This window comes from Agathobaculum sp. Marseille-P7918 (assembly GCF_900625105.1).
Taxonomy (GTDB): domain Bacteria; phylum Bacillota; class Clostridia; order Oscillospirales; family Butyricicoccaceae; genus Agathobaculum.
This window is the reverse complement of record NZ_UYYD01000021.1, coordinates 1-5,572: the sequence shown is the minus strand read 5'-3', so window position 1 is coordinate 5,572 and position 5,572 is coordinate 1. Positions and strand designations below refer to the sequence as shown.

6 protein-coding genes are annotated in these 5,572 nt (G+C 57.1%); 4 read left to right on the top strand and 2 right to left on the bottom strand.

Going from position 1 to position 5,572, the window contains the following annotated elements; genetic code table 11:
* The first annotated feature begins 138 nt into the window (after nt 1-138).
* Nucleotides 139-1,668, top strand: a complete 1,530-nt coding sequence (locus EJL02_RS13870) for a relaxase/mobilization nuclease domain-containing protein (RefSeq protein WP_125116948.1) — start codon at nt 139-141, stop codon at nt 1,666-1,668.
* 39 nt (nt 1,669-1,707) lie between these two features.
* Here the strand turns inward: EJL02_RS13870 and EJL02_RS13865 are convergent, their stop codons facing one another.
* Entirely contained in the window at nt 1,708-1,986 is a 279-nt protein-coding gene (locus tag EJL02_RS13865) for a hypothetical protein (RefSeq protein WP_125116947.1), read from the bottom strand.
* The gene (locus tag EJL02_RS13860) at nt 1,979-2,287 is read right to left on the bottom strand and encodes a cAMP-binding protein (protein WP_243114526.1); all 309 of its coding nucleotides are present in this window, start codon (nt 2,285-2,287) and stop codon (nt 1,979-1,981) included. The genes EJL02_RS13865 and EJL02_RS13860 overlap by 8 nt, the downstream gene beginning before the upstream one ends.
* A 381-nt stretch (nt 2,288-2,668) precedes the next feature.
* Between EJL02_RS13860 and EJL02_RS13855 the strand changes: the two genes are divergently transcribed.
* The 3 genes from EJL02_RS13855 (at nt 2,669) to EJL02_RS13845 (ending at nt 5,470) form a co-directional block, all read left to right on the top strand.
* Nucleotides 2,669-3,226, top strand: coding sequence for a ParA family protein (locus EJL02_RS13855; RefSeq protein WP_125116945.1), 558 nt, complete (start codon nt 2,669-2,671; stop codon nt 3,224-3,226).
* A gap of 90 nt (nt 3,227-3,316) precedes the next feature.
* On the top strand, nt 3,317-3,547 hold the full coding sequence (locus EJL02_RS13850) for a hypothetical protein (protein WP_125116944.1): 231 nt from the start codon (nt 3,317-3,319) through the stop codon (nt 3,545-3,547).
* The gene (locus EJL02_RS13845) at nt 3,548-5,470 is read left to right on the top strand and encodes an HsdM family class I SAM-dependent methyltransferase (protein ID WP_125116943.1); all 1,923 of its coding nucleotides are present in this window, start codon (nt 3,548-3,550) and stop codon (nt 5,468-5,470) included. It begins immediately after the preceding gene.
* Nucleotides 5,471-5,572: the final 102 nt, after the last annotated feature.

Sequence of the window (5,572 nt, the reverse complement as noted above, 5' to 3'; positions counted from 1 at the left end):
AGCGGACATACGAAGCCCAAGGGAGTGAACGTCAGCCAGTTGCTCCTCTTATTGTAGCTTAGGCACGAGATGGAGGGAAAGCCGGACTGGCTGCCCGGCTTTCCTGTCCAAATTTATTGTAATAGGGGGTGGAAGCTGATGTCAACGACGCACATCCAGCCCCTGCCGAACGTCCGTGGGCGCATGTCGTACACGGAACTTGGAGAGGGAAAGAAGCGCACGCGTAATATCCGCGAGGGGACGAACCGCATCGCCGCGCAGATGGGCGACATGGGCACCCGCGAGGACTTCATCCGGTTCTGCTCCGCCATGCGCAGGCAGAGTCAGGGGACGAGGTTAAACGAGGGCTATGAGCTGCGCGTCTCGTGGTCCCCCGAAGAGCTTTCCAAGGACAGCCCCGAGGACATCCAGCGGGCGTGCGAATACGGGTACCTCCTGTGCAAGGAGGTGGCCCCGAACGCTCCCTGCTGGGTCACGGTCCACACCGACGGCGAGGGCGGCTGCGTGCACGTTCATGCGACCATCGCGAACCATGATTTGGTATCCGGCACGGCCATCGCGCACGGCACCGACCATGCGACCGTGAAGCGCAAGAACGACCGGCTGAGCCGCGAGATGGGGTTCACTGTCGTGGGTCCCGAACCTGCCAAGGAGAAGACCACGTGGGCCGAGCGCAAGGAGCAGTTCGGCATCGAATCCTTCGAGCGCCTTCTGGGCAACCGCGTGGAGGACGCCCGCAACCATGCGAGCAACATGGAGGAGTTCCTTGAGGAGCTGAAGATTCGCGACGTCGAGCTGGCCGAGACCCGCAAGGTTGACAAGAAGACCGGCGAGGAGACCGTTGGCTGGAGCTACAAGTCCCACGACCTTTACGGCAAGAGCAAGCGCAAGAGAAGGCGCCGTGCCTCCAACCTCGCCGACGACCTGACCCGCGAGGGCATCGAGGCGTACTTCGAGGAGAAGCAGCGCGGGCTTGAGGCACAGGAGCAGGACGCCCCGGCACCGGAAGTCCTTCCCGACGTGCCTGAGACGGCAGAACCGGAGGAACAGCCCTCTACGGATTCCACTCTCGACGTGTACGACCTCGACCAGTCCGACGTGTCGGAGATGGCGTCCGACCTTCAAAGGGCGCACATCCACCGCTCACGCGAGGAGGGCAAGCCCTTCATGGACGAGCGCTACGAACAGCTCGTGGAGGCGCAGAACCACCCGGATGAACAGCTGGCGAAGCTGCGCGAGGACGTGGACGCCGCAAGGCGCGAGTTTCATGCCTCCAAGGAGGCGCTCGACACCCTGCAAAGCCCGTGTCCGGGACTTCTGGCCGGCATGCACGTGTTCGCCAAGGCGGGGCGCAACGCCAAGGACCCCGTGTCCCGCATGATGGCCGACATGACAGCCATGATGCTGCGCATGATGATTCAGCAGGTGCTCGCAGAGGAACGTCGCAGGCAGCGCGAGGAGGCAGAGAAGCGCGTCTACGAGTCCCGCAAGAACATGTGGGATGCCGAAAAGCGCCTCAAGGCGGCAGAAAAGGCGCTGTCCAACGAGGACGAGCGCGAGAGGCGTCTGAAACGCGAGCGCATGCGGCGCCGCGTCGCGGAAGTCGAGCATCGCGCGGGCGTAAGCACTCCGAGGACGGCGGACAAGGACACGCAGTTCGGCGAGTAGCCAAAAAGATGAGGGAGCAGCGTCAAGCTGCTCCCTTTTTCAATGGATTTCAGGTGCTGGCACGTAGTCCCAGCTGGTCCCGAAGTGCGTGATTCCCCACACGTACAGGTCAAGCTCCTCGTCGTGGAACACCGGCTCGTCGGTGTGCTCCATGAGGAACGACGGGTCCTGCACGATGTACCACTGGAAAATCTCGTCCCACGGTGCCCAGTCCCCGCTCACGGGTTCGAGCGGGCGGCTGGCAATCTCGTTTGCGAGCACCATCCCGCCGCACGTCTCGGCGAGGTCGGCGTAGGTCTTGATGCCGTAGTCACTCATCACTCTCCTCCTCCGCTTCCCTCTCCTCGATTCGCTTGAGGTATTCCGCCACGCAGTAGCGCATGGTGCGCAGGGTCTCGCAGTCGATGCTCTCCGCGAGGATGTCCCCGTCGAGCACGACCTCGCCCAGCGCGTTCACGAATCGCCACTCCATCACGTTGTCGATGCGCTTGAGCACATCCTTCAGGGTGCCGCTGTCGCGCATGGGGGTGTTCCCGTCTACTTTCGCCATGCGCTCAAGCTCCTTGGCCTTCGCCGAGCAGATGCGGGCGGTGCGCCTGAGCACCTGCGCCCTCCACATGGCCTCCTCCTGCGGTCTGTTGGGTTCGAATCGGTCTCTGTCCATATACGGACCTCCTTTCTCTTCGGATAGGCACCCGACGCCACAGGCGTCCTGTATGGGTGCAGTCCGCTCGCGGGCTACGAAGAGACCTTCAGAAGGGCTGTTGATGGACGTACGTGCAAGGGACGGAAAATCGAGGGTTTCGTTGCCCGCTCATTTATGAGCCGGATTCGGAAAACGTGGCAGAACGGGCGGAGCGAAGCGAGGGCGTGAAGCCCGTTTGGAGACCAGCAAAAGCCCAGATAAAGCCCCGAAAGTGGTAGTTGAACACGCATTTGTCGGCTCATATAATTAAATATGGAAATACGTAATTGATTAAATACATAGCGAGGTGAGGATATGAAGACGATTCTGGTATGCAATCAGAAGGGCGGCGTGGGCAAGTCCTTGGTCGCCGACGAGATTGCCTTCTCCTTCGAGCGCTCCGGTATCCCCGTGAGCTTCTACGATTTGGACACGCAGGGCGGCACGTTGCACAAGACGCATGAGGCGGACGGTGCGCAGGTCGCCGTGGTGGACACGCCGGGGGCCTTGCAGGAGGCGCTGGCGGACTGGCTGAAGGAGGCGGACGTGGTGGTCATCCCGACCAGAACCACGTCGAGGGACATCGAGCCGCTGATGCGCATGCGCAAGGCGGTGTTCAAGAACGGTCACGCGAAGATTGTCTACGTGATGAACGGATGGAACCGCTTCAAGGCGTCCCGCGACTTCATGGAGTGGTTCGAGGGTCTGGCTGGCGACCAGACGGTGGCCACGCTGCCCCAGTCCGAGGCGTTCGTTCAGGCGGGAGCCGCTGGCAAGTCCGTGGTCAAGTTCGACCGACGCGGCAAGGCGGCGAAGGCGACTCTTGCTCTGGTGGACACGGTGCGCGAGGCTGCGGGGTTCCCAAAGGAATAACCGCAGGTCAGAGGCGCTATCCATCTGGACAAATGCATCTCTATGATGTATAATTGTACAAATGTGTAAATGATTAAAGGAGGTCGAGCTATGGCGAATATGTTCGAGAAATACGCTGCCGACCGCGAGGCCGAGCAGAAGAAGATAGAGAAGGCCGTCGTTGCCGACACGACGGCGGACGAGAAGCGCACCACCCTCTCGCTGTCGCTCACCGTGAGCGACAAGAAGGCGCTCAAGATGATGGCTGCGGAGCGCGAGACGACGATTGCCGCAATCATCCATGAGTGGGTTCAGGAGCATCTTGAGGAGGTGAACGAGTAAGTGGCAAAGAAAGAGGTCAAGACTGATTTATGGGTTGCCGCACAGCTTGATGAGTGCAAGATTCATTTTGATGCACAGGGCAGCGACGTAAAGGAAATCAACGAAGCACTGAAAACCGCCTCGAAACGTGGAACCGGGAATGCCGGGTATCCCGAATATACGGCTGTCATTGGTGATTTTGTCCTCGTTATTGAGGATAAAGCCGATATGGATAAGCAAGTTAAATTGACCGATTCAGGCATTATCGACACGAGCGTAAAGGCTGTGACCGATTACGCCGTGAACGGTGCGTATTTCTATGCAAAGCATATTGCGCAAAATACGACGTTTAAGAAGGTTTTCGCCGTTGGCGTTTCTGGCGATGCGAAGCATCATATCATCACGCCCCTTTGGGTTGATGACCGCGAAGGGTATAAGCAGTTGCCTGATATTGAATCGTTTGTTTCGTTCTCCGAGCAAAACATTAACGAGTATTACACCCGCTATGTGTTGGAAGAGGCGACCGACATCGAGAAGACCACGGAGCAGATTTTGAAGGATGCGGCCGAGCTGCACGAGTATCTGCGCACGTATGGCACTCTGAAGGACCAAGACAAGCCGCTGGTTGTTGCCGGTATTCTGCTTGCGTTGGATGAAATTGAGTTTGGCGGCTTTTCGATTAACTCGCTGACTGGCGACCAAACGCCGGGAATGCGTGATGGAGACAAGCTGATGAACGCCGTGAGGGGACGTTTGACGCGCTCCAATGTTGGTCCCGATGCGAAGAAGGACAAACTTCTGGCGGAGTTTGCCATCTTGCAGACCAGCTTCCGCCTGAACGAGGTGAACGAGACGCTCAAAAAGACTCCGTTGAAGTATTACACGGAGTTCCTGTATGAGCATGTATTTCGTAACATCAAGTATCAGAAGACCAGCGAGGATTTCATCGGTCGCTTCTACGGCGAGTTCATGAGCTATTCAGGCGGCGATGGACAAACGCTCGGCATCATTCTGACGCCCCGTCATATCTGCGACTTGATGTGCGAGCTGGTGGATGTTCAGCCGAACGATACCGTACTCGACCCGACGTGCGGAACGGCAGGATTTCTGATTTCTGCCATGCATCGTATGTTGATGATGGCTGATACGGATGCGCAGAGGAAGAACATTAAGAAGAAGCAGCTTCACGGCTTTGAGCTTCAGAGCAACATGTTTGCCGTAGCTGCTGCGAACATGATTTTACGTAAGGATGGCAACAGCAATCTCGAATGTTGCGATTTTCTGCGCAAGAATCCCGCTCAGGTACAAATGAAGGGCGCAACGGTCGGTCTGATGAATCCGCCCTACTCGCAGGGCACGAAAGCAGACCCTGAGCAGTATGAGCTTTCGTTCATTGAGCATCTGCTGGATTCCCTGACAGTCGGAGCACGTGCAGCAGTCATTGTTCCGCAGTCTTCCATGACTGGTAAATCGAAAGCTGAGCAGGCGTTCAAAAAGAGCATCATGAAGAATCACACGCTGGAAGGTGTCATCACGTGCAACACGGATACGTTCTACGGCGTGGGAACGAACCCAGTTATTGCTGTGTTTACGGCTCATGAGCCGCACGATGCCGACAAGGTGTGCAAATTCATCGACTTTCGTGATGATGGGTACGAGGTACGAGCACATGTAGGTCTTGTTGAGGGCGATTCTGCAAAGGATAAGAAGCAGCACCTGTTAGATGTGTGGAATGGGCGCGCTGAAGCGCCGTCGAAGTTCTGCGTTGAGTCTACGGTGAAAGCTGAGGATGAGTGGCTGCACTCGTTCTACTACTTCAACGACGAGATTCCCACAGATGCTGATTTTGAAAAGGCTATCGGCGATTATTTGACGTTCGAGTTCTCGATGGTCATGCAGAACCGTGAGTACCTGTTTGAAGACCTGCTAAAAAAAGTCAAGTAAAATTTTCGAGAGAATGAGCAAAAAAACGAGCGCACAAATCTAAGCCGCTGAGCATCTCAAAATCGAAATGGCGGCCGGCCAGATGATATAGTGCAGAAAAAT